The organism is Curvibacter soli (genome assembly GCF_029211125.1).
Lineage (GTDB): Bacteria > Pseudomonadota > Gammaproteobacteria > Burkholderiales > Burkholderiaceae_C > Curvibacter_A > Curvibacter_A soli.
The window spans coordinates 45,684-66,357 of sequence record NZ_JARGEN010000014.1; the positions used below are offsets into that span (position 1 = coordinate 45,684).

Annotated in this window: 21 protein-coding genes and 1 pseudogene; 16 read left to right on the top strand and 6 right to left on the bottom strand. The window is 60.9% G+C overall.

Annotated elements, in window-relative coordinates; translation table 11 throughout:
- The first annotated feature begins 20 nt into the window (after positions 1 to 20).
- The 3 genes from arsC to PY257_RS02985 are packed head-to-tail and all read left to right on the top strand — an operon-like array spanning position 21 to position 2,327.
- Positions 21 to 458, top strand: a complete 438-nt coding sequence (gene arsC / locus PY257_RS02975) for an arsenate reductase (glutaredoxin) (RefSeq protein ID WP_275738601.1) — start codon at positions 21 to 23, stop codon at positions 456 to 458.
- Positions 442 to 1,161 (top strand): arsenical resistance protein ArsH, encoded by a 720-nt coding sequence (gene arsH / locus PY257_RS02980; protein ID WP_275738603.1) that lies wholly within the window; start codon positions 442 to 444, stop codon positions 1,159 to 1,161. Before arsC ends, arsH begins: the two co-directional genes overlap by 17 nt.
- Positions 1,161 to 2,327: an MFS transporter gene (locus PY257_RS02985; RefSeq protein WP_275738605.1), complete on the top strand. Its 1,167-nt coding sequence runs from the start codon at positions 1,161 to 1,163 to the stop codon at positions 2,325 to 2,327. The genes arsH and PY257_RS02985 overlap by 1 nt, the downstream gene beginning before the upstream one ends.
- 2 nt (positions 2,328 to 2,329) lie before the next feature.
- Here the strand turns inward: PY257_RS02985 and PY257_RS02990 are convergent.
- The 4 genes and pseudogenes from PY257_RS02990 to PY257_RS03005 all read right to left on the bottom strand — a co-directional run bounded on the left by PY257_RS02990 (position 2,330) and on the right by PY257_RS03005 (position 8,204).
- Positions 2,330 to 3,362: pseudogene (locus tag PY257_RS02990) on the bottom strand (arsenic resistance protein).
- A 1,091-nt stretch (positions 3,363 to 4,453) separates the two neighbouring features.
- A complete protein-coding gene (locus tag PY257_RS02995) occupies positions 4,454 to 5,263 on the bottom strand; it encodes a TlpA disulfide reductase family protein (RefSeq protein ID WP_275738607.1) in 810 nt (269 codons plus the stop codon).
- 5 nt (positions 5,264 to 5,268) lie between these two features.
- The gene (gene cueR, locus PY257_RS03000) at positions 5,269 to 5,739 is read right to left on the bottom strand and encodes a Cu(I)-responsive transcriptional regulator (RefSeq protein WP_345799230.1); all 471 of its coding nucleotides are present in this window, start codon (positions 5,737 to 5,739) and stop codon (positions 5,269 to 5,271) included.
- Positions 5,736 to 8,204: a heavy metal translocating P-type ATPase gene (locus tag PY257_RS03005; RefSeq protein WP_275738609.1), complete on the bottom strand. Its 2,469-nt coding sequence runs from the start codon at positions 8,202 to 8,204 to the stop codon at positions 5,736 to 5,738. The genes cueR and PY257_RS03005 overlap by 4 nt, the downstream gene beginning before the upstream one ends.
- A 175-nt stretch (positions 8,205 to 8,379) precedes the next feature.
- Between PY257_RS03005 and PY257_RS03010 the strand changes: the two genes are divergently transcribed.
- Positions 8,380 to 8,634: a heavy-metal-associated domain-containing protein gene (locus PY257_RS03010; RefSeq protein ID WP_275738612.1), complete on the top strand. Its 255-nt coding sequence runs from the start codon at positions 8,380 to 8,382 to the stop codon at positions 8,632 to 8,634.
- Between the two features lie 428 nt (positions 8,635 to 9,062).
- Here PY257_RS03010 and PY257_RS03015 read toward each other — a convergent pair whose 3' ends face one another.
- On the bottom strand, positions 9,063 to 9,455 hold the full coding sequence (locus PY257_RS03015; protein ID WP_275738614.1) for a helix-turn-helix domain-containing protein: 393 nt from the start codon (positions 9,453 to 9,455) through the stop codon (positions 9,063 to 9,065).
- A gap of 110 nt (positions 9,456 to 9,565) precedes the next feature.
- Here PY257_RS03015 and PY257_RS03020 point away from each other — a divergent pair, with 110 nt between their 5' ends.
- From PY257_RS03020 to PY257_RS03055, 8 genes are all read left to right on the top strand, one after another.
- Positions 9,566 to 9,898, top strand: a complete 333-nt coding sequence (locus PY257_RS03020; RefSeq protein WP_275738616.1) for a hypothetical protein — start codon at positions 9,566 to 9,568, stop codon at positions 9,896 to 9,898.
- A gap of 497 nt (positions 9,899 to 10,395) precedes the next feature.
- A complete protein-coding gene (locus tag PY257_RS03025) occupies positions 10,396 to 11,040 on the top strand; it encodes a hypothetical protein (protein ID WP_275738618.1) in 645 nt (214 codons plus the stop codon).
- Between the two features lie 127 nt (positions 11,041 to 11,167).
- The gene (locus PY257_RS03030) at positions 11,168 to 11,935 is read left to right on the top strand and encodes a metallophosphoesterase family protein (protein WP_275738620.1); all 768 of its coding nucleotides are present in this window, start codon (positions 11,168 to 11,170) and stop codon (positions 11,933 to 11,935) included.
- Positions 11,932 to 12,783: a metallophosphoesterase gene (locus tag PY257_RS03035; RefSeq protein ID WP_275738622.1), complete on the top strand. Its 852-nt coding sequence runs from the start codon at positions 11,932 to 11,934 to the stop codon at positions 12,781 to 12,783. The genes PY257_RS03030 and PY257_RS03035 overlap by 4 nt, the downstream gene beginning before the upstream one ends.
- Before the next feature lie 173 nt (positions 12,784 to 12,956).
- On the top strand, positions 12,957 to 13,481 hold the full coding sequence (locus tag PY257_RS03040) for a hypothetical protein (RefSeq protein WP_275738623.1): 525 nt from the start codon (positions 12,957 to 12,959) through the stop codon (positions 13,479 to 13,481).
- A complete protein-coding gene (locus PY257_RS03045; protein ID WP_275738624.1) occupies positions 13,478 to 13,819 on the top strand; it encodes a hypothetical protein in 342 nt (113 codons plus the stop codon). Before PY257_RS03040 ends, PY257_RS03045 begins: the two co-directional genes overlap by 4 nt.
- Positions 13,816 to 14,559: a metallophosphoesterase gene (locus tag PY257_RS03050; RefSeq protein ID WP_275738626.1), complete on the top strand. Its 744-nt coding sequence runs from the start codon at positions 13,816 to 13,818 to the stop codon at positions 14,557 to 14,559. The genes PY257_RS03045 and PY257_RS03050 overlap by 4 nt, the downstream gene beginning before the upstream one ends.
- Positions 14,560 to 14,847: a hypothetical protein gene (locus tag PY257_RS03055; protein WP_275738627.1), complete on the top strand. Its 288-nt coding sequence runs from the start codon at positions 14,560 to 14,562 to the stop codon at positions 14,845 to 14,847. It begins immediately after the preceding gene.
- 176 nt (positions 14,848 to 15,023) lie between these two features.
- Here the strand turns inward: PY257_RS03055 and PY257_RS03060 are convergent, their stop codons facing one another.
- Entirely contained in the window at positions 15,024 to 15,962 is a 939-nt protein-coding gene (locus PY257_RS03060) for a BrxR family transcriptional regulator (protein ID WP_345799231.1), read from the bottom strand.
- Between the two features lie 335 nt (positions 15,963 to 16,297).
- On the opposite strand from PY257_RS03060, the gene PY257_RS03065 reads away from it, so the two are divergent.
- From PY257_RS03065 to PY257_RS03080, 4 genes are read left to right on the top strand one after another with little or no spacing between them, the layout of a single operon-like run.
- The gene (locus PY257_RS03065; protein ID WP_275738629.1) at positions 16,298 to 17,554 is read left to right on the top strand and encodes an SMODS domain-containing nucleotidyltransferase; all 1,257 of its coding nucleotides are present in this window, start codon (positions 16,298 to 16,300) and stop codon (positions 17,552 to 17,554) included.
- The gene (locus PY257_RS03070) at positions 17,554 to 18,006 is read left to right on the top strand and encodes a type II CBASS E2 protein (RefSeq protein ID WP_275738631.1); all 453 of its coding nucleotides are present in this window, start codon (positions 17,554 to 17,556) and stop codon (positions 18,004 to 18,006) included. Before PY257_RS03065 ends, PY257_RS03070 begins: the two co-directional genes overlap by 1 nt.
- 37 nt (positions 18,007 to 18,043) lie before the next feature.
- Positions 18,044 to 19,000 carry an S-4TM family putative pore-forming effector gene (locus tag PY257_RS03075; RefSeq protein ID WP_275738633.1) on the top strand — a complete coding sequence of 319 codons (957 nt, stop codon included), beginning with the start codon at positions 18,044 to 18,046 and terminating at the stop codon, positions 18,998 to 19,000.
- Positions 18,997 to 20,442, top strand: coding sequence for an SMODS domain-containing nucleotidyltransferase (locus PY257_RS03080; RefSeq protein ID WP_275738635.1), 1,446 nt, complete (start codon positions 18,997 to 18,999; stop codon positions 20,440 to 20,442). The genes PY257_RS03075 and PY257_RS03080 overlap by 4 nt, the downstream gene beginning before the upstream one ends.
- Positions 20,443 to 20,674 lie beyond the last annotated feature (232 nt).

A 20,674-nucleotide genomic window follows, 5' to 3' on the forward strand; every position in this document is an offset into this window, starting at 1 on the left:
AACCACTTCGTTTTTCTCTCATGACCGACATCACGATCTATCACAACCCCGACTGCGGAACCTCCCGCAACGTGCTCGCGCTGATCCGCAACTCCGGCGAGGAGCCGGAGGTCATAGAGTACCTCAAGACCCCGCCCGACCGTGCCACGCTGGAACGACTGATCGCCGCGATGGGCGTGCCGGTGCGCGACGTGCTGCGTCAGAAGGGCACACCCTATGACGAGCTCGGCCTGAGTGACCCTAAGTGGACCGATGCGCAGCTCATCGACTTCATGCTGCAGCACCCGATCCTGATCAACCGGCCCATCGTGGTCACGCCCCTCGGCACGCGGCTGTGCCGGCCGTCGGAGGCGGTGCTCGACCTCCTGCCGCAGCCGCAGCCGCAGCGGGGCGCGTTCGCCAAGGAAGACGGCGAAGCCGTAGTCGACGCGAAGGGGCAGCGTGTCGACAAGTCCTGAGCTTCCCAACATCGACGCGGCGCTCTTCCACACGGCAGATCTGCATCGGCTGCACCCGGCCGAGCGCGCCTTCCATCCGCCGCGCATCCTGCTGCTCTACGGCTCACTGCGCGAGCGCTCGTACAGCCGGCTGCTGACGGAAGAAGCCGCCCACCTGCTGCAGGCCCTGGGCGCGGAGCCGCGGATCTTCGACCCGCGCGGCCTGCCCATGCCCGACGACGCGTCTGGCGATCACCCGAAGGTGCAGGAACTGCGCGACCTGGCGCAATGGTCCGAGGGCATGGTCTGGACCTCGCCCGAGCGCCACGGGGCCATGACCGGCATCATGAAGGCGCAGATCGACTGGATCCCGCTGGCCATCGGCGCGGTGCGGCCTACGCAGGGGAAAACGCTCGCGGTGATGGAGGTTTCGGGCGGCTCGCAGTCCTTCAATGCCGTGAACCAGCTCCGGGTGCTTGGGCGTTGGATGCGCATGATCACGATCCCGAACCAGTCCTCCGTCGCGAAGGCCTTCCTGGAGTTCGACGATGCGGGCCGCATGAAGCCATCTTCGTATTACGAGCGGGTGGTCGACGTGATGGAAGAACTGGTGAAATTCACCTTGCTCACCCGCGATTCGGCCGCCTACCTGGTGGACCGCTACAGCGAGCGGAAGGAAAGTGCCGAGCAACTGTCCAACCGGGTCAACCAGCGATCGATCTGATGCCTCTGTCCAGCCGCTCTGCCGTCGTTGTTGCCTTGGGCATCACGCAGACGCTGGCCTGGGCATCGTCGTACTACCTGCCGGCGATGCTGGCGGCGCCGATGGCCAAGGATCTCGGCATCGAGACGCCGACGGTGTTCGCCGCGTTCTCCTTTGCCTTGGTGATTTCCGCATTTCTTGGGCCGTACGCTGGCCGCTGCATCGACCGATGGGGCGGTCGGCCGGTATTGATGGCAACGAACCTGGTGTTCGCTGCCGGCTTGCTGCTGCTGGGCATGGCGCACAGCGTGGTCGGGCTGCTGGTAGCCTGGGCTGTGTTGGGGGTTGGAATGGGCAGCGGGCTCTACGAGGCGGCCTTCGCCGGCTTGGTGCGGCTGTACGGGCGGGACTCGCGCAGCGCGATCACAGGCATCACCTTGTTTGCAGGCTTTGCCAGCACGGTCGGCTGGCCGCTCTCGACACTGCTGGAGGGCCAGTATGGATGGCGCGGCGCCAGCTTGGGCTGGGCTGCGCTTCACGTGTGTCTCGGGCTCCCACTTAACGCGTTGCTCCCGAAAGCAGCAGCCGTCGCTGACGACCCTGAGCCAGCAGTCGAAGTGGCAACCTCAGCATCGACAGCGAGCAGCCCACTTCAGGCCTCCGTGCTGCTGTCGGTCTTATTCGCCATCACCTGGTTCATCAGCACCGCGATGGCGGCGCATCTGCCTAGGCTGCTGATGGCCGGTGGCGCGACGCTGGCGGCAGCGGTCGCCTTCGGCGCCCTGGTCGGGCCAGCGCAGGTCGGCGCGCGGATCTTGGAGTTTGGTCTGCTGCGCAAGGTCCATCCCCTGCTTTCGGCCAGGCTGGCGACACTGATGCACCCGATTGGAGCCGCGCTGATGGCATTCGCCGGTGCGCCGCTCGCGGCTGTCTTCGTGATCTTCCACGGTGCCGGCAACGGCATCCTGACGATTGCGAAGGGCACGCTGCCGCTGGTTCTGTTCGGGCCGCAGGGATACGGCGCGCGGCAGGGGTTGCTCATGGTCCCGGCGCGGATAGCCCAGGCCCTCGCACCTTGGCTCTTTGGGGTGTGCCTAGACCGGTGGGGAGTGGGAGCGCTGTGGCTCTCAGGGACTCTTGGGCTGGTGGCGTTCGGCGCCCTGATGGCGCTGCGCGCTAAAGACTAACTTCAAGCGCTGCGCCCGTGAGAACATCTTCGCCTCCTGGCGTGCAGTGACCCAGGTAAAGAGCGCTGTCGAACAGCCTTTGTCCCCAAGCTCGGCGCTACCTTGACGTACATCAGCTCGCTGACCAGTTCGACCAACGTCTGTCACGATCACGGCAGGCACCCAGGGCAAGGCGCCGGGGATGGCCAGACCCAAGGGCAGCACAACCAGGGAGTCGCGCGTCGCAGAGCTGAAGGCGATGGCCCTGCCTTGATCGGCAGGCAAGCGGAACAAGCGGGCGACGCCCCACCCGAGCATCGGCGCTGCAATCGCAAACGCGACATAGACCGGGGCGACTGCGCGCACGGCGTCCATTGCCAAGCTCAGCTGCGGCGCGACGGCCGCCACGACCACGAACAGGACTGCGGCCGTTGCGGGGACAGGGAACAGCCCGAGCCATCCGACGGCACGCTCCCCAGCGGTTGATCGGGCCGCCCAGACCTGGAACACGGCCGCCAGCGATAGCGCCACCGCGATGAGCCAGATGAAGGCGTGCACAAAGGGCTCCCACTGGACCAATCCAGCGGCTGCGTCCCCCATGAACACGCCCAGGTAGACGGGCAACAGAATCATCTGTGCTGCCAGCAGCAGGGGTGTGGATGCCAACAGCGGCTTGGCATCTGCTTGCCCAAGATGGGCGAAGGTCACGACGTAGTCGATGCACGGTGTCAGCAACACCAGCAGCTCGCCGATCCGCAGCAGCGGGTCTTGCGGCATCCAGGGCAACAGCACGGCGACCAGCAACGGCACAGCCACGAAGTTGGCCAACAACAGCGCGCCGAGGAAACGCATGTTCGACCAAGCGCGACGCAATTCCGTCAGCGGCACCTGCAGGACCGTCATGAACAGCATGAACGCCAGCAAGGGATCGATGGCCGGTGCCATCCCTGTCGAAGCGGGCCACTGCCACGCCAAGATGCCGGCAAGAACGACAGCGGCAAAGTAAATCGCAACCTGGCGTGTTTCGAGAACGGAGCGGAGAGAGAGAAGGGACATGCGTTCCAGACGGACTCGACCGAGCTATTGGGCAGGTTAGGTCCGCAGCCAAAATCACTTGGCGGGGGCGGCAAGCGGCCTGCGCGAAGACGGCCGGATTTTGACAGGGGGCCGCGGCTGGCAACCACAAGACGGTTCACCGGCGCGACCATAAAGGTGGCATGCCAACATTCAGGGCGGCTTCCGCATCCAGACCCCAGCCGGCGAGCGGTGCTGCGGCGGGGGAAACTGGTGTCCAGCTTCATGCGGGATCAGGACACCGGTGTGCCCAATCTAGTCCCGCCGTCCTACATTTTGGATTGGGTAGCAGCGGTCTGTGGAACGCGCCCGCGATCAAGCCTCATGGAGTTGCGCTGCCCCCCACACCGACGCAGCCTCGTTGTCCAGAGTTTTCACGAACGTCCACTTTCGATGATTGACGCAGAGTGATACCCACGGCCCTACATCATTGGTGATGGTTGAACTCGTCCCACAGACGATGCATGTCTCTCGCAACCTCACCTCAGCTTCCAGGACAGCTTCTTGGATCGCAACCGCTATTGAGTCAAACGATTCACTCGGCTCACAAATGATTCGAGTGACCTCGTTTGGCCGATGTGCATGGATCGCATGCCGGGCCCGACCTCGCATCTCGTACGAGAAGCTCGGTGCACCAAACTTTTCTCGAATGCGTACCCACCCGAATTCGCGCTTTTCGCTCCCGAGGGCGTCATCGATGTGTTGGCACAGCAGCGCGAATGTCGGCATCCATCCGCGAAAGAAAATGTATGCCCGCTTCCGCTCTCCACCCGTCAATGGAAACATGTACGGAAACCTTGCAAGCAGGGCGTGAAGTTGAGAGGACTCGCTCCACGCTGTCGAGGTCGGTTGGTTCATGAATGGCGAGTTCGTCGTTCAGGCAGTTCTATTCTGAGCATCTGTTGTCCCGACAGCGAGTTCTAGCAAACCGCTCATTCACGCATGCGTGAGTTGCCAGTGCCTTGACCAAGCTTCAAGAACGCAGCGTCAGATCTCATTCTGTTTCTAAATCTGCAACGCGTCATCCAATTCGAGGCCGAGGTAACCCGCTGGCGAGCGCTACGTCTGGAGCGCTAGTCATCTGAGATTGAGCTGAGTTCTTCCGCCAGGGTGGCTTTTGAGAGCTCGCCTGTTCGAGTGCCCACAAGCCGACCTTCTGCATCGAAAAACAATGTTGTGGGGAGCCCCCGCTGCCTGAACGCTGCAAGCGCTTCCCCTCTGGAGTTCAATAGCACATTCTGAAGAGAAAGGCCGCGAGCTGACAGCCAAGGCACAACTCGACTGGAGGTCTCGCCTTGATTGATGAACACGAAGTTCACCGTGGGATTGCGGAGCTGCGCCTCATGAAGCACGGGCATCTCACGCACGCACGGCGGACACCACGTCCCCCAGAGGTTCACCACCATCGGCTTGCCTTCGAACTGAGCCAAGTCGACAGGTGAGCCGTTCAGACTTACAAGAGCAAGCGACGGAACCTTATGCTCCTCTTTGGCTGGAAGTATCGAAGGAAGGAAGCCCGTGCCCCAAATGAGGTTGCCAGTCAAAGCTGCCCACATCAACGATTTGCGCATTGGCGGACGCTTGAGCAGACGCCCTGCGATAAAAAGCCAGGCAGCAGCAAAACCGACCACTGGTCTCCATCCGCCGTCTCTGATGTCCACGATGGACAAGGGGGCTGCGGAATAGCTGCTGAAGTACTCAAGCACGAATGCAGCTCGAGCAGCGACCAAGCCGAGCAGACCCGCCTGCCAGAGCACGGAATCCACTTCGGTCGGCGAATCGCTAGTCCTCTTGGCGATGTAGCCGGCAGAAAAGACCGCCACGAACATGAAAAGAAGCGCGACCGGCAACACGACCGGCCCAATTTGAACTGTGTGGGGCATCGCGGTCAGGCGCGGTGGCCCGCTGTCAGCTGACCCCGGCGTGGCCGCTTCGCCGGTGCCGGGCTCTGCCCGTCTTTCGCGTCACTCGCCAGCTGCTCGATGATTGGACAGTCGGGCCGGTCATCGCCGTTGCAGCAGTGCACAAGATGCTCCAAGGTGGCCTTCATCGCGAGAATGTCCTTCGCTTTTTGTTCAAGCTCCTCAATGTGTGCCTGTGCTACGGCCTTCACCACTCGGCTTGACCGCCGGCGGTTCTGCCAAAGCCCCACGAGTTCCCCGATGACGGGAATCGAGAATCCCAGGTCCCTGGCCTGGCGAATGAAGCGCAACGTGTGCACGTCTGCGTCTCGGTACATGCGGTAGCCAGCCTCGGTGCGCTCCGCCGGTGGCAAGAGGCCGACCTCCTCGTAGTGGCGAATCATCTTGGCCGAGACTCCTGACGCCTTCGCGGCGCCGCCGATGTTCATCATGTTCATGCCTGTGCTCGTTGGTCGCTCGCGAGAGGGACTGCAGTAGCTGCCGGAGCCTGGTTGGAGGCACTGCCGCGCCACCGGCGCAGCAGCAACGCATTCCCGACAACGCTCACACTGCTGAATGCCATGGCCGCCCCGGCGACTACTGGGCTTAGAAGGCCAAGAGACGCGAGTGGGATCCCGATGATGTTGTACGCGAAGGCCCAGAACAGCCCACGCTTGATAGTGCTGTAGGTCTTGCGAGACACGTGTATGGCGTCCGCCACCAGGCGCGGGTCGCCCCGCATCAGGGTGATGCCTGCCGTTTCCATGGCGACATCGGTGCCCGTCGACATGGCCATTCCGAGGTCGGCGGCAGCAAGAGCCGGCGAATCGTTGAGACCATCGCCGACCATGGCGACGACCGAACCCGCGTCCCGGAGCCTCTGAACCATCCCGGCCTTGTCGCCCGGAAGGACCTCCGCGCGGAAGCTCTTGATACCAAGCTCATGGGCGACGGCTTGCGCGCTGCCCTTGTTGTCCCCCGTGAGCATCATGGTCTCGATGCCCATTTCGTGGAGCCGTGCAACAGCCTCGTGCGCAGACACTTTGATGCGGTCGCCGAACGCCAGGAGGCCCATCACCGCAGCCGCTTCACCTTGCCGCCGCACCAGCCAGGAAATAGTCTTGCCTTCCGACTCAAGGCGCTCGCTCTCGGCAGCCAGCGGCCCGGGCTCAGCGCGCAGTTCGCGCAGAAGCCTGGTGCTCCCCAAGAAGACCTCTTGGCCGCGCACGGTCGCTTGGATCCCGCGGCCCGCCAGGGCCCGCGCTCCGTGAGCCTCCGGCACAGAAAGCTGCTCGCTCCGGACGGTATCGAGGACGGCGTGCGCCAGCGGATGTTCGCTGCTTCGTTGAAGAGCAGCCGCAATGCGCAGCACTTCATCGCGAGATTGCCCTTGGGCCGGAACGATTGCTGCCAGTGACGGCTTGCCTTCAGTCAACGTGCCGGTCTTGTCAAACACGACCATGGTCACCGCATGGGCAACTTCGAGAGCCTCGGCGTCCTTGATCAAGATGCCGCTTTGCGCAGCGACGCCCGTGCCGGCCATGATGGCGGTCGGAGTTGCCAGACCCAAGGCACAGGGGCAAGCGATGACAAGCACCGCGACCGCGTTTACCAGAGCCGCTTCCCAGTTGCCGGTCAACGCCACCCAGCCGAGAAATGTGACCAGCGCGATGCCCAGCACCACCGGAACGAAGACTGCACTGACCCGGTCCACGATGCGCTGGATTGGCGCCTTGGCAGCCTGGGCCGACTCAACCATGCGGATGATGCGTGCCAAGGTGGTTTCAGCCCCTACTGCCGTGGTTCTGACCAACAACACGCCCTCAGCGTTGATGGAGCCTCCCGTGACGTTGTCGCCAATGGTTCGGGCGACCGGCAGGCTCTCGCCGGTGATGAGGGACTCGTCGATGTGCGTGTGGCCTTCGGCGATTTCGCCGTCCACGGCAACACGCTCTCCAGGGCGCACAACAACCAGGTCGCCCACCACCACCTGCTCCACCGGCACTTCGACCTCGTTGCCGTCTCGACGCACTCGCGCTATTGTCGGCCGCAACGCGTTCAGGGCGCGGATTGCATCAGCTGTTTGCCGTTTGGCACGTCCCTCGAGCCATTTGCCTAGGAGCACCAGGGTGATGACGGCAGCGGACGCCTCGAAGTAAAGGTGCTGCATCATCTCGTGACCCGCATGCTTGAACAGCAGGTACACGGAGAGCCCGTAAGCCGCTGACGTTCCGAGCGCCACAAGGAGGTCCATGTTGCCAGCCCCAGCGCGAACGGCTTTGTAGCCGGCCACGTAGAAGCGCCAACCGAGCAGGAACTGGACAGGAGTAGCCAGCAGCAACTGAACCCAGCCATCGAGCATCCAGTCGATGCCAAAGAGGCTGAGGAGCATGGGGGCCATGAGCGGAGCCGTGAGCACGCCGCCGAGCGCGACCGGCCACCACTGCGGAAGTTTGGTGCGTTCCCCCTGCGCGACAGCTGCCGTGGCTTTGGTGGCGGTATAGCCTGCCCTCTCCACCGCAAGCTGCAGCGCACCGGGGGAAACGGTGGAGAGGGCTTGGATAGTCGCCTTCTCGGTCGCCAGGTTCACCATGGCAGACGTGACGCCAGGAACCTTGAGCAAGGCCTTCTCTACCCGGCTGACACAGGATGCACAGGTCATCCCGTCGACCTGCAGTTCAATCTCACGGGAGGCAACGTCATAGCCGGCCTTGCGCACCGCAGCCGCAAGAACTTCTGACGTCACCGACGAGTCCGCCACCACGCTTGCCTTCTCAGTAGCCAAGTTGACGCTGGCGTTCTTGACGCCTGGAATAGCCTTCAGCGTCTTCTCGACCCGCATGACGCACGAGGCGCAGGTCATCCCAATGACCTCGAGGTCGATTTCGGCTGGGGAGGCCAGCATTGCTGAGCGCGCGGTCATCGGGAATCTCCTTGTGGGTTGGTACGAGGTGGATGCTCAGGGTTCCCACCATTGGAAGGTCAAAGCAGCGCTCAGCGAACCCGCAATGGCAGTGAGGGTATTTCACCGCACCGTTTGACCTTCCCACGGCTGGAAGCATGACAGTGACAGCTCACCAAACCAAATGGAGTAAGAGATGATTGCCTTCGAAGTCAAAGACATGACGTGCGGCCACTGCGTGAGCACCATCACCAAGGCGGTGAAAGGCGCGGACAAGGATGCCAAGGTTCAAGTTGAGCTGGCAACCCACACGATACAAATCGAGCCGACCGAGGCAAGCGCCAGTGAATTGAGCGACGCCATCAAGGAAGCCGGCTACACGCCAGTTCTGATCGGGGCACAGTCACTGGAGTCAAGTCAAGCCAAGCGCGGCGGATGCTGCTGCGGCTGATTTCGACGCCTGAAAGGTCCAGGAACGTGAGAGCGTCTCCGCGCGCTTGGCGGAGAACTTAAATTACCAATCAGACCGATGACGAAATTGGATTCTCCTCGCCAGCCAGAGGGTCGACACTTGCGCTCTTTTCGTCGCTACAGCGCAGTTGACGCTCGGGCTGGACGAAAGCCTCGCTTCCATCGCTCCCACATCAATGCCTTCTGGGAATCTGAGTAGACGGTTCGCATCCGGTGCTTCACCTGCAGCACACCTCCTGCGCATGCAGTTTTTAGTGTGTTGCAGCAGCGACCGGTTGAATCCGTCATGCAATCGGACGTCCCGCCGATCTGAGTGACCTAAGGGCGGCTCTGGAAGAGCCCAGGACCAGGTTGTGAGTTCCTTAAACGAGCTGCACGCCACCCCGTGACGTAGGCACACGTTTGGCGTCACTCTGGCGGAATCTTCTCGAACTCCAAGAGCAGGGCCTCCAAAATTTCGCGCTGGGGTTCTGACAGCGCTTGCAGCCGGCGGGCGAGGTCCTTGGCGTTAAGAGGCCGATCTGAACCGCCCGTCTGCCGGTTGGAGGCCTTTGGGTCGGGTCCAAACCGCAACCAATGCTCGGACACGTCTAGCCAACGCGCCAAAACCGCCAATCGATCCGGGCGGGGCACTGCAGTGCCGTTGACCCACTTGTGCACGCTCTGGACGGACAGCCCTTCAGGGAACTCCGACACCAGAGCCTCTGCCAACTGGGTCGCACCGAGACCGCCGTGCCCCTTGCGTTGCATCGCTTGACGAAAGCGCGTGCCAAAGGCTTTCGGGTCGACGGCGGAGGGCATTCACAAATTGTCGCGACCGATTGATTTTTATCATTCCCCAGCATGCGATAATTTTATCGTGTACACGATAATCGGCATCCGTTCGTTGGTGTCGACCCGCATTCCTCGCCTTGACCGGGCAGGCAAAACCATTGGAACCTGTGAAATACCCATCGCTCTCACTTTGCGCTGTCGCACTCGTCTGCATGCACGGTGCGCAGGCTCAGGATCGCGGCCCTGTACCCGCCGCGGTTGCCGCCTTCTTGGCCAATCCAACGCACTGTGCTGTTCTGATCGGCAGTGCCGACCATGCGGGCGATGGCGCTGACCGGGTCTATGGCGAAATGTTGGCCGCAGCCCTGACGGGCCTGGGCACGCCCCTGCCTTCTGCGGTCGAATGGATGCGCAATGCATGCGCCAGCAGCTTGGCGCAGCCCGAGCGCCTGTCCAAGGAGGTGCTGTGAACTTCTGCGCCCGCGCCCCAATCTTGAGAAGCCTCGCAACTTTGCTTGCGATGGCGTGTTGGCTACCTGCCCGCGGGGCTACCCCTCCACTGACGTTCGAACAAGCTGCCGACAAAGCCACAAGCCTGAAAGGCTGCCCAAGGCGGGACCGGGCCTCGATCGAGGGCGCGCACCTCAGCGACTCTGAGGGCAACCGCATGAATGTGAACTCGGGAAAGCCGATCTTCCTCATTGTTCAAGCCGCCGGTGCAACCGACTTCCTTGTGCTCGGTCCGCTTGTTTCGGCACCGACTTCCGACCAACTTCGGTCGCTCCGAGGTCGGCCGACGTGCGTCGTCTCAGGTTAGCTGAGCACATCCTCAGGACGCTTGAGGTCGGCTCTTGCGATCTCAACTCAACATCAGCCGGTACGGATCGAAGCAACTGACCAGGTTCGCTGCGATTGTCGAAGCTCCTACGCATACACCTCGGCCCTCTGACCCCAACCAACACTCGCCATGCCCACCACGATTGTTTTACCCGGCAAGCGACGCATCTGGCTTGATGTCGTCCAAGGCGTCGTTATCGACTCTTCGGAATCTTCAGTTGCTGTCGTCCAGCAAGGGCGCGATCAGCGCCAGTTCGTTGGAGGGACACCAATTGTTCGGCCTGGGCGCCTGCATTCCGAGGTCGTTTCAATCAGCAAGGTTTGGCTGCGTTCGGCTGACGGGAAGGAGTCCGCGCACGACTTGAGCGACTTTCCCGTCGACGTAAGGATTGGCCACAGCATGTCGCTGATCCACGGCGCCGCTGAGGGCGTCGAGGAAGGGGCGTGCTTCGGTGCGATGAACAACACGACAGGGAAGTTCGCCTTCGACGAATCCATCCACTGCGACCGGCTGCGGCCCTTCGGCCTCTACCTTCCGCCAGGCTTTTACCGGAAGAGAATGAAATGGGGTCTGATCGTGGGCACTAGCCTCGGGGTGTTGTGTGCCGTTTCTGCCGGCGGAGACATTTCTTTCGTTGTGGGTGGCGTGATCCTCGGTTTCCTGCTCTCGTTGCCAGTTGCCTTGGTGCAAGGCGTTATCAAGCAGATCCAAGGGCAGCGGCTCGTGCCACGGCTCAATCACCTCGCGCTGGCAATTCTTGTCGGAACGGATTAGCCGTTCCACACACGCACCGTGACGGGGCCGGCGCGTTTCTTCTCCGAAGGTCCACGCTGCGCCCGATTCGAATCCGCGCACCGATCCCTCTTGACCCGCAATCCGGCATCGCCCGCTTGAAAGAAAAATGGCTTCCGACTCGAATCCCAGGCCGGCAAACGCATCGGAGGACCGGCCAAAGATCGTTTTCTTTGGGGATCCGCACGGCGACTTCAATCCCGTGCTTGATGCCGTTGAACGCCTGCAGCCCGAAGCGATCGTCTTTCTGGGCGATCTGCAGGCACGGCAGCCTTTGCACGTTGAGTTGGCGCCGATACGCAAGCAAACGAAGATCTGGTTCATACACGGAAACCACGATAGCGACAGCGACGAGGATTTCGACCACCTGTTCCACTCGGAACTCGGCGACCGCAACTTGGATGGTCAGGTGCAGGTGATCAGCGGGTACCGCGTTGCCGGTCTTGGCGGCGTGTTTCGGGACAAGGTATGGGACCCAGCCCTGCCGTTGGAACAGGCCGCCGTCCCCTCAGCGGAGAGCATGGCAGCGCACGCGCGAAGGGGCAGGTTTGGCACCGAAGTCGACCTTCGGTCGACATGGCGCGGAGGCATTTTGCGCAAGCACCACTCGAGCATCTTCCCGAACGTGTACCAAGCGCTGTGCCGACTGCGCGCAGACATTCTGGTGACGCACGAAGCACCGTCGGCCCATGCTTACGGTTTCCGCGCGCTCGATGATCTCGCGGTCCACTTGGGTGCAAAGTTGGTGGTGCATGGTCATCACCACAAAGCAATCGACTACCTCAAGGAAGGACTGATCGGCCCCGATTCGCCTTTTCTTGTCCATGGCGTCGGCAAAAATGGCTTTCTTGCGTGGCCACCGAGGGGGCAAGAATGAAGATCCTCGTCCTCTCCGATCTTCATCTCGAGTTCAGCCAGTTCCAAGCGCCTGACCTCGACTTCGACATCGTCGTTCTCGCGGGCGATGTCTGCGCGCGAGCTAGCAAGGTGCCCTTTTGGGCATGTCGGACGACTCATTTCGGCGAATCGACACCGATCGTTTTCGTCATGGGCAACCACGAGTTTTACGGCAGGACCATCGCGTCCGTCTCGACGGAGATGCGCAGAGCATCGGTCGGCACGAACTTTCACGCTCTCGACTGCACCGAAGTCGTTCTCCTGGGCGCACGTTTTCTGGGTTGCACCCTTTGGACCGATTTTGCCTTGCACATCGACACACCCGAGGGTCCGAAAAGCGATGTGGAGCGCTCGTCTCGGGAGGCTGGCAGCGTTCTTGCAGACTTCCAGGTCATCGGGGTGGAGGCCGCCGCCGACGACAGTGCGTTTGACGGACGCCCACAACGCCATCGGCGCGTGTTTACGCCTGAGGACGCAATTCGGCTCCACCACCAGCATCGCGCGTGGCTTCTTCAAAAACTGCGGGAACCGTTCGATGGGCCAACAGTCGTTGTGACGCACCATGCGCCACACCGCGGTTCACTTGCTGACCAGTTCGCGTCGGATTGGGTATCAGGTGCCTTCGTGAACGAACTACCACCGGAATTTTTCGAAGTCCCGGTTCTCTGGGCACACGGACACACCCACTCAAGTTTCGACTATCAGATCGGCTCATGCCGGGTGGTTTGCAATCCCCGCGGCTACGTCCTCGCGGGGCGTCAACAGGCCCCCGAGAACAATCGATTCGACCCTGCGTTTGTCGTTGAAATTCGCACCGAGGAGCATTGACATGGCGCCCCCCGTTTCGAAGCTTGCAAGCGCGTCGGAGGACGACGAGCGCTCCCGGGCACAAGCCCGCAGCGCGACGGCACGGCCGGTGGCAAGCGAACGCGACACAGCTTGGCCGTCCATGCACCGGCAGTAAAACGGGGTTTCCGCAAACTGACCCATTGAGGACTTAGATGGCATTCCACACGAACGATCTGGCTCGCGGCGACGAGCACCTGGTGGCGCTTCGCGCCCTGAAGGAGCGGTATCCGTACATGTTCATCGCACCGAACATTGGTCACGATTTCTACCGGGGATGGCTGGCCGATTTCATTATCGCCTGCGACGACATCGATCGACTGCTGGGCGATAACAAGAGAGGCTTTCATTTCCGGCAAGTAAAAGAGAAGCTTGGATGGGCCCGCTACTACTGGAGGACGGAGAAAGTGAAACCCCTTCGTCTCAGTCTCTTCATGAACGGCGGCGTGCTCGAGCGTCAGCACGGGCTCGAAAGCGCCGATGACGTGGAGAACCAAATCTCGCAGGTTCTGCTGAACGCCGAAAATTCATCGAGGCAAAAGTGCATCGTGTGTTCAGAGCCCGCCGAATCCCGCTCATTTGGAGGGTGGCTGGTTTGTACCTGTGAACGGCACAGCCCCAGTCTCATAGCGAGAGACGACCTTCTTCATGCATCGCTCCTGCGCGAAGCAGCTAAATGAAGAAAGAATCTGGCATGTATTGGAGTCTGCGAAACAAGACTGAAGACGTGGAACGCGCCCTGGCGCAGGGTGACCTCCGGTGGGCGCGATTGGCTGCGCTCGAACTCGGAGTTCGCCTTTCGACGACAGCCGCCCCGCCGTTGCAGGACGGAGGCGCGGACTCCGAAACGCGGGCAGTTGCCCACGGCCCGTGTGCCGACAACGTTCTTTCGATGTTTGCGCGGGAGTTGCAGCGGTTGGTGGCCTTCCTGAAGCAAGACGACCCAACGCGCGCGGCCGATGTGGTCCGTCTGCTGTTCAAGCATCTCGACACGCTGGACGGAAAGGGAGGACGATGAAAAGCGGACCCGAGGCGGTGCGTGGCCCTCAAGTCGTGCGCTTCGAGCGCAACGAACACGGCCGCGACTTCGTCGTGGGTGACGTTCACGGCTGCTTCTCAGCGCTGCAATCAGCCCTCGATTCGATCAGCTTCTCGAATGTCAACGACCGACTGTTTTGCACGGGCGACTTGGTCGATCGCGGGCCGGAGTCTCATCTCATTGCGGAGTGGCTTAAAAAGCCATGGTTCTCGTCAACGATGGGGAATCACGACCTCATGGCATCCGACTACGCCCTTGGTGCCCCCACAGCAGTTTCGAACCTCACGGACCACGGAGGCGATTGGTTGCTGGATCTTTCGCAGGCTGAACAGATCCGCGTCGGCGAACGACTTCGTGCACTTCCGCTGACGATCCAGGTCGAAACCGCCGGAGGATCGGTGGGCCTTGTTCATGCCGACTTTCCGTCCGACGACTGGCGCGCGGTCGAAGCCCCGTTCTCCGAGGACGACAGGCAGATTTGCCTGTGGTCGACGATGCGTTTCGACCGCGTCTACCAGACGGGGGTTAGAAATGTGAGAGCCCTCATCCACGGTCACGTGACCCTCTCCGTCCCGAGAAAACTCGGCAACGTTCTCTTCATCGACACGGGCGGATGGATGCCTGGAAAAGGGCATTTCACCTTCGTAGAACTGCGATCGCTCAAGTTGATTCGCGGCCCGGGGCCGGACATCAGGTTCGTATCTTCACGCAACCGTTAAATGAACACGTTTGATACTCCCGGGGAACCACTGGATGCCTCGGCGGCCGCGGAGAAGGTGATTTTGCTCGCCTACACGAATGGTGTCTTGACTCGGTCGGCCGCGATGCAGCAGCTCGGCTTGGACTGGTTTGGCGATCTTCTAATAAAACTGAACACCCACGGCATCAGGCGTCCCTTGGCCTCGGCCGCGGACATGCTGGTCATGCAGCAATCTGCGGATGAAGTTCTGGTGTTGTTGGATGCACCCAAGGTACAGCCGATTCGCTTGAACAAACCTGAGACATGACTCGCGCAGCGTCGCGATGGTGGCTCCGTCGAAGCGGTTCCCTTGCTGCGCCAAGTGGAGTGAACGTACCTGCCGCCGCTTTCCGCTCGCCCGAGTAATGGAGATGCGGGATTTGATTCAGCGCGAGCGCAGGTACACAACGTTCGCGCTGTGATCCACGGCCGCCTCGCTCTGGCCTACATCGCCCGAATCAAATTATGGTGGCCGGGACGGGGATCTTCGTAGCCGGGCGCGAGGTCAGCCTCTGCCCCGTAAAGCTGAAGCGGATCTCGCAACCACAACGCAAAGTCCACATCCTTGATGTGATGGTCTTTTGAGCAGTCGACGCACCAGGTGCGCAGCATGTAGCCCGCGTAGGCCGCTCGTACTTTTACTCGCAACACTGCATTGGTCATCCCATAGTCCATCTCAACAATTTTGGGCTTGGGATGGTTTGGATGCGGCACAAGTTCAAGTTCGATGACGCGATTCCAAAGAAAATCACCTTCCAAGACCGTGGCCTGGTCGTAGTTCTTTTCAACGATGACCTCGGGATCGCACATCCGCGTCAAGACGTAATCACGATACTGCAGTTTCTCAAGGTCAAACGCTCTCACCTGCCACCGCGCACCGATGTCGACGAGCGCGAATGGCGCAAGTTTCTTGATCGAGTGTCCGCTGTTGATGGACGTGTATCGCAGCTGCACTGCTTTGCCCTGGTTGATCGCTCGCGTGATCGGCGCGATCACGCTGACATCGGGAATGTTGAGCGACTTCGGATACTCGCTGCGGAGCATCGGCATCGGTTCGTGGTCCAGACCTTGTCCGATCCCGCTCGACAGGGCCATGAAAACTTGTCGCGGTGAGTGCGCAAACAGCGGCTTGAATGCCTCCGTCGGCCTGTAAAGCTTCGCCGTGCCGTCGAAGTCGAGGTTCTGTGGCGCCATCGTCTTGTATTCGGTGATGTCGCGCGTCGCTCCGGCCAATCCGATCTCGAAGCGGTCTAGCAGATCCTGACGCCGAAGCTCACCGAGGAAGTAGAGCTTGAAATCGATGTATGCCAAGCGTTCGCGTTGCTTGTGCCGCATGTCCGCCATCCTCAAAAGTGACGCTTCCTGATCGTTGTGCTTCATCATGCAATCGTAAACGGTCTGAAGAAGTTCGCATTTTCGCTCGTTGACCTGATCAAAATGAGCGCGTAATATTTAGGCATCTTTGCAACAAGGAGCATGTCATGGCAAGAAATGCACCCCTCGGCGACAGCGCGCGCGTCGGCGCGGTCCGTCAACGCTCTCAAGTCTTCAATCCGGTCCAGCAGGCCTGGACGAAACGCGATGCAGTGACCGGACGCTTCATGGACCAAAAAGGCTGACGGTGTGCCGTTCAAAGGCATTCGCAAGGAAAAACCGAGCAAATAAAGGCGAAGCGGCCGCTGCTGCGGTCTCCGACCTCCCTGACTGGAGACCTCACCATGCAACGCGACCTTCCGAACCTTCCGCACCGCCGCCGCTTTTCCGACGCGTCTTCGGCTCGCTTCTTCTACCTGGCTGAAAAAATAGCCCGCATTTACGAGCCCACCGCTACCCAACTGGCGGAAGTGGAACGGGCGTACATCAGCACGGGGGACTACCTCGCAACCTGTCCCGAGTTCGAGGGCCTCCTGTATCAGGTCCATGCCCATGGCTCACGCCAGATCGGCACGATGGTGCGCCCCATCGAGACGAGCCGGACGGGTCATGACATCGACCTTGCGGCATGCTTGTTGAGTGGAGGCATGCAGCGGTACAGCGGTTCGGGCGGTCCTGCCCGTTTGATCGAGCACCTGTTCATCGCACTCGCGCGCTACGCTGATCGCCACGGCCTGAAGATCGTTCGGTATGACCGCTGCGTCACGCTGACGTACGCGGGCGGCATGACGGCCGACTTTGCGCCGATCATCGATGACCCGTCGAACGTCGTCATGCACGGCGCGACGCACGCGAGCATCCCAGATCGCGACCTCGAGCGCTACGTTTCCACCAACCCTCGCGGGTACTGCAAGGCCTTCGACTTGGTTGCGAAGGTGATGCCGGATTTTGGTCGCTCGACCTCGATGCGCATGACCCTTGACTCGGCGCTCAAGTCGGAGTTGATCCCACTGCCGGACGTGGATGAGGTGTTCAGCCGGCTGCTTTCCCGCCTTGTGCAACTGGTCAAGATCAACCGCAACATTCGCTTTGGCGCCCCTACCGCCTCGATCGACCTCGCGCCCCCTTCCAGCTTCATCACCACCCTTGTGGCGGACGCCTACGCGATTGAGGCGCTCAAGCCACACGACGGCCCTATGGACTTGTTGCTCGACATCGTTGAGCTCATGCCCAAGCTGTTCGAACGCTTGCAGATGCCCAACGATCGGGAGTTTTGGTATCTCAAGAATCTCACGGCCGTGAACGATAACTTGGCTGGATGCATGGACTCACCAGCGAAGCAAAAGGCTTTCGACGACTGGCACGAACGGCTTCGCCACGACCTGACGGTGCTGGTTGACGCCGTGGATCAGAGCGCAGGCCTTGACGTGATTGCGAGAGCGGCCGAACGGGCATTCGGCGAACGCGCCAGTGCTGCGGTGCTCGAAGACAACGCCACGCGGCGCGAGGAAAAGCGTGCGTCGGGCCAGAGCTTCTTCATCGCGGGCGGATCGGCAGCGATTTCCACCCCAAGCCGCTCGCACACCCATTTTGGTGATTGATGACCCGCGCCCCGGCTCGCCGCCCGCCCACGCTCGCCCAGCGGGCTGTTGAGCTTCGCGCCCTGCGATTTCCTGGCGCACGGGTGCAGTTGGTGCAGGGGCACGAGCTTCGCTTTTGGTTCTCTATTTCGCCGACCCTGCTCTCGCGCGAATACAGCTGCATGTTGATCGTGCCCCGTTCCGGCTTTCCGGCGATGTTCGTGTTGTCGCCGGATCTGCACCTCCTCGCCGACGGGAAGCCGCTTCCCCACATTTACCGGAGCAACGTGCAAGGCACCAAGCTGTGCCTGTGGTTGCCGCGCAAGAACGAGTGGACGCCGCACATGAGACTTCTTGAGACCTACATCGCCTGGACCGGCCAGTGGCTTAATTATTTCGAGGAATGGCTTTCCACAGGGAACTGGGCCGGCGGTGGCGAACATCCGCGCGAAAAACAGAAGCGATGGCACTGAGCCATGCAAGAAAAAACCTTTTAAGAGGGAGGAACCCATGATCACCATTGCACCTGAATCCGAGCCATTGCTCGTGAACGACATCCTCGTCCGCCAGAATGAAGAGAAGCGCCTCGACTTGTTGCGGGCGCAGCGGGCCTACTACCGGCGCGCGAAGCGTCTGCAGACGGTCTTTCTCGTTTGCGCGTTGGCATTGCCGTGGGCAAGTTCGTTCTGGGGCCCGGACGATACGCAGGTGCGGCCCATGCTCGCTCTGCTCAGCGTCTTCCTGCTGCTGGTAGACATCGGCTTGGCCACTCGACTTCAGCGCGACTGGATCAAGACGGCTGCGCGCATCCAAGAGCAGTTCGACACCGAAGTTCTCGGGCTTCCCTGGAATCAGTTCGTGGTGGGCTCGAAAGTGGATCCGGAGAGCATCCGATCAGTTACACGCAAGCCCATGACGGATCAGGAGCGAACGGCCCTCCTCGGCTGGTACGAACAGTGCGTCGGCTCGGTCCCGCTTTCAGTGGGACGCCTTGTCTGCCAGCGCACGAACATCACGTACGACATGCGCGTGCGCCGAGGCTATGCGTGGGGTTGCTTGGCCCTTGCGATGCTCATGTTCCTTGGCTTCCTCTTCCATGGCATTCATGCCGGCTTGAGCCTGCCTGATCTGATCCTGAAAGTCATCGTGCCTTTTGTGCCCTTGGCGGCCTTTGTACTGCGCGAGCATCGAAAACAAGCCGATACCGTGGAGACGCTTACCACGCTCAAGGCAGAGGTCGAAAAGCTGTGGGCAAAGGCCTTAAAGGAACCCGCGTCGCCTGAGTTGGAACAGGATGCGCGCAACCTTCAGGACGCGATCTATCGCAACCGTACTTCCAACCCACTGGTGTACGACTGGGTGTATTGGCTCTCGCGCAAGCTCAATGAGGACGCAGCGCATCACGCGGCGGAAACGCTGGTAGCCGAAGCCAAACGGGACGCCGCAATGGGGGGTGTGAGCGCATGAAACTGCACGAACACTTTAAGACGTTCCTCAAGGATCACGTCAATCTGAATGAAACCCGGCTTTCGCTCCTCACCGCAAGTGTCGATGCCGTGCAGTCCGCTGTCAGGCAACTCGACTGGGGGCCAAAGATCCTCGGCTTTGAGGAACAGGGATCTTGGGCGCACGGAACCATCATCAAGCCGCAGTCGGGAAGTTCTTTCGACGCGGACCTATTGGTGCTTGTGGAACCCGTCCCTGATTGGACGCCCCGGGACTACGTGAACAAGCTTGCGACCGAGCTCAATTTAATGCCTGCGTACAAGGACAAGGTGCGGCGCTTCTCGCACTGCGCCACCATCGAATACGCCGGTGAGCGAAAGATCGACATCGCCCCCTGTCTGGTCGACCGACAGTATCCGGGCACGCATGAGGTTTGTAATCGAGGCAGCGATGAATTCGAACGGTCCGAACCGCTGGCCTACACCGATTGGGTCACTGGGCAGAACGGCATTGCCGGCAGCAATGACCTGAAGAAGGCTACGCGCTTGCTGAAGTACATGCGCGACATCAAGGGCAACTTCACATGTCCGTCGTTCTTGCTCACCACGCTGCTTGGGTACCGCGTACATGAGACCGATCGCAACAGCGCCCAATTCGCTGACCTACCTACGACGTTGAAGACCCTCGTTGATCGCCTTGACGATTGGCTGCAGGCTCGTCCCGAACGCCCGGAAGTCATGAATCCTGTGTTCTACGGCGATGACCAAGCCGTTGAATGGGAACAGGCAAAGTATGTGAACTTCCGCGACAAGGTGAATCTCTATCGTAGCTGGATCGACGACGCCTTCGATGAAGTCGACAAAGAAGAGAGCATCGGAAAATGGCGACGAGTGTTCGGTGAAGGCTTCGCTGAAAGCGATTCGAAACGTGCCGCCGAGAAAATCAGCGAGTCGATCACAACGTCTGTCGGCACGTCGCTGGTCACCGCAAACCATTTCACCGACCTGGTCGCGATGGTCAAGGCCCTCGGCCTTGGAGCTGTGCCTCCGCGGATTCACAAGCTGCCTCACATTGAGCGCCCAAAGTGGCGACGCGCAAGCGAACAGTTGACGGTACGAATGAACGTGGAACTGAAAACGTCCGAATACGGCCAGTTCATCCGATCGACCAGATCGGGCGAACCCTTGCAAGCCGGCTACGCAGTAAAGTTCACCGCCGTGAGCTCAAACGGTGCGCCATTCCAGACCGATGCCTTCGATGTAAGGTGGCGCGTCACGAACACCGACCGGGTTGCAGGCGCCGCCAACCAACTGCGTGGTGGGTTCTACAGCTCCGACGAGGGCGCGACCCGCATCGAAACCCTTCGCTACCGCGGTGTTCATTTCGTGGAGGCGTTTGTTGTGCGCAAGCGCGATCAGCGGCTGACCGGGACGTCTGAGCCGTTCTACGTCGTCATTGAATAACGTCGCGTTCCTCACGCTTTTGGAAGGAAGGCGGCGCCGATCTCTCGCGCACGTCTTGGGAGCCTCGGGCGGCACGTATACAGGCGTGCGCCAACTGCGAGCGGTGCGCGGTCGTGTCGAGAAATGACGCGCCTTCCATCAAGAAGCTAAATGAGCTGGGTGACAGTGCAATTGACTTTGCAATGGCTCATAGGCTTACATGTAGAACCCGTACCGGATCTGCGGCGCTACA

Excerpts from the sequence above, each read along its gene's own strand:
- arsC (WP_275738601.1), top strand. The coding sequence starts at position 21 with ATGACCGACATCACGATCTATCACAACCCCGACTGCGGAACCTCCCGC.
- PY257_RS02985 (WP_275738605.1), top strand. The coding sequence starts at position 1,161 with ATGCCTCTGTCCAGCCGCTCTGCCGTCGTTGTTGCCTTGGGCATCACG.
- PY257_RS02995 (WP_275738607.1), bottom strand. The coding sequence starts at position 5,263 with ATGCCCCACACAGTTCAAATTGGGCCGGTCGTGTTGCCGGTCGCGCTT.
- cueR (WP_345799230.1), bottom strand. The coding sequence starts at position 5,739 with ATGAACATGATGAACATCGGCGGCGCCGCGAAGGCGTCAGGAGTCTCG.
- PY257_RS03005 (WP_275738609.1), bottom strand. The coding sequence starts at position 8,204 with ATGACCGCGCGCTCAGCAATGCTGGCCTCCCCAGCCGAAATCGACCTC.
- PY257_RS03010 (WP_275738612.1), top strand. The coding sequence starts at position 8,380 with ATGATTGCCTTCGAAGTCAAAGACATGACGTGCGGCCACTGCGTGAGC.
- PY257_RS03015 (WP_275738614.1), bottom strand. The coding sequence starts at position 9,455 with ATGCCCTCCGCCGTCGACCCGAAAGCCTTTGGCACGCGCTTTCGTCAA.
- PY257_RS03025 (WP_275738618.1), top strand. The coding sequence starts at position 10,396 with ATGCCCACCACGATTGTTTTACCCGGCAAGCGACGCATCTGGCTTGAT.
- PY257_RS03030 (WP_275738620.1), top strand. The coding sequence starts at position 11,168 with ATGGCTTCCGACTCGAATCCCAGGCCGGCAAACGCATCGGAGGACCGG.
- PY257_RS03035 (WP_275738622.1), top strand. The coding sequence starts at position 11,932 with ATGAAGATCCTCGTCCTCTCCGATCTTCATCTCGAGTTCAGCCAGTTC.
- PY257_RS03040 (WP_275738623.1), top strand. The coding sequence starts at position 12,957 with ATGGCATTCCACACGAACGATCTGGCTCGCGGCGACGAGCACCTGGTG.
- PY257_RS03045 (WP_275738624.1), top strand. The coding sequence starts at position 13,478 with ATGAAGAAAGAATCTGGCATGTATTGGAGTCTGCGAAACAAGACTGAA.
- PY257_RS03050 (WP_275738626.1), top strand. The coding sequence starts at position 13,816 with ATGAAAAGCGGACCCGAGGCGGTGCGTGGCCCTCAAGTCGTGCGCTTC.
- PY257_RS03055 (WP_275738627.1), top strand. The coding sequence starts at position 14,560 with ATGAACACGTTTGATACTCCCGGGGAACCACTGGATGCCTCGGCGGCC.
- PY257_RS03060 (WP_345799231.1), bottom strand. The coding sequence starts at position 15,962 with ATGATGAAGCACAACGATCAGGAAGCGTCACTTTTGAGGATGGCGGAC.
- PY257_RS03065 (WP_275738629.1), top strand. The coding sequence starts at position 16,298 with ATGCAACGCGACCTTCCGAACCTTCCGCACCGCCGCCGCTTTTCCGAC.
- PY257_RS03070 (WP_275738631.1), top strand. The coding sequence starts at position 17,554 with ATGACCCGCGCCCCGGCTCGCCGCCCGCCCACGCTCGCCCAGCGGGCT.
- PY257_RS03075 (WP_275738633.1), top strand. The coding sequence starts at position 18,044 with ATGATCACCATTGCACCTGAATCCGAGCCATTGCTCGTGAACGACATC.
- PY257_RS03080 (WP_275738635.1), top strand. The coding sequence starts at position 18,997 with ATGAAACTGCACGAACACTTTAAGACGTTCCTCAAGGATCACGTCAAT.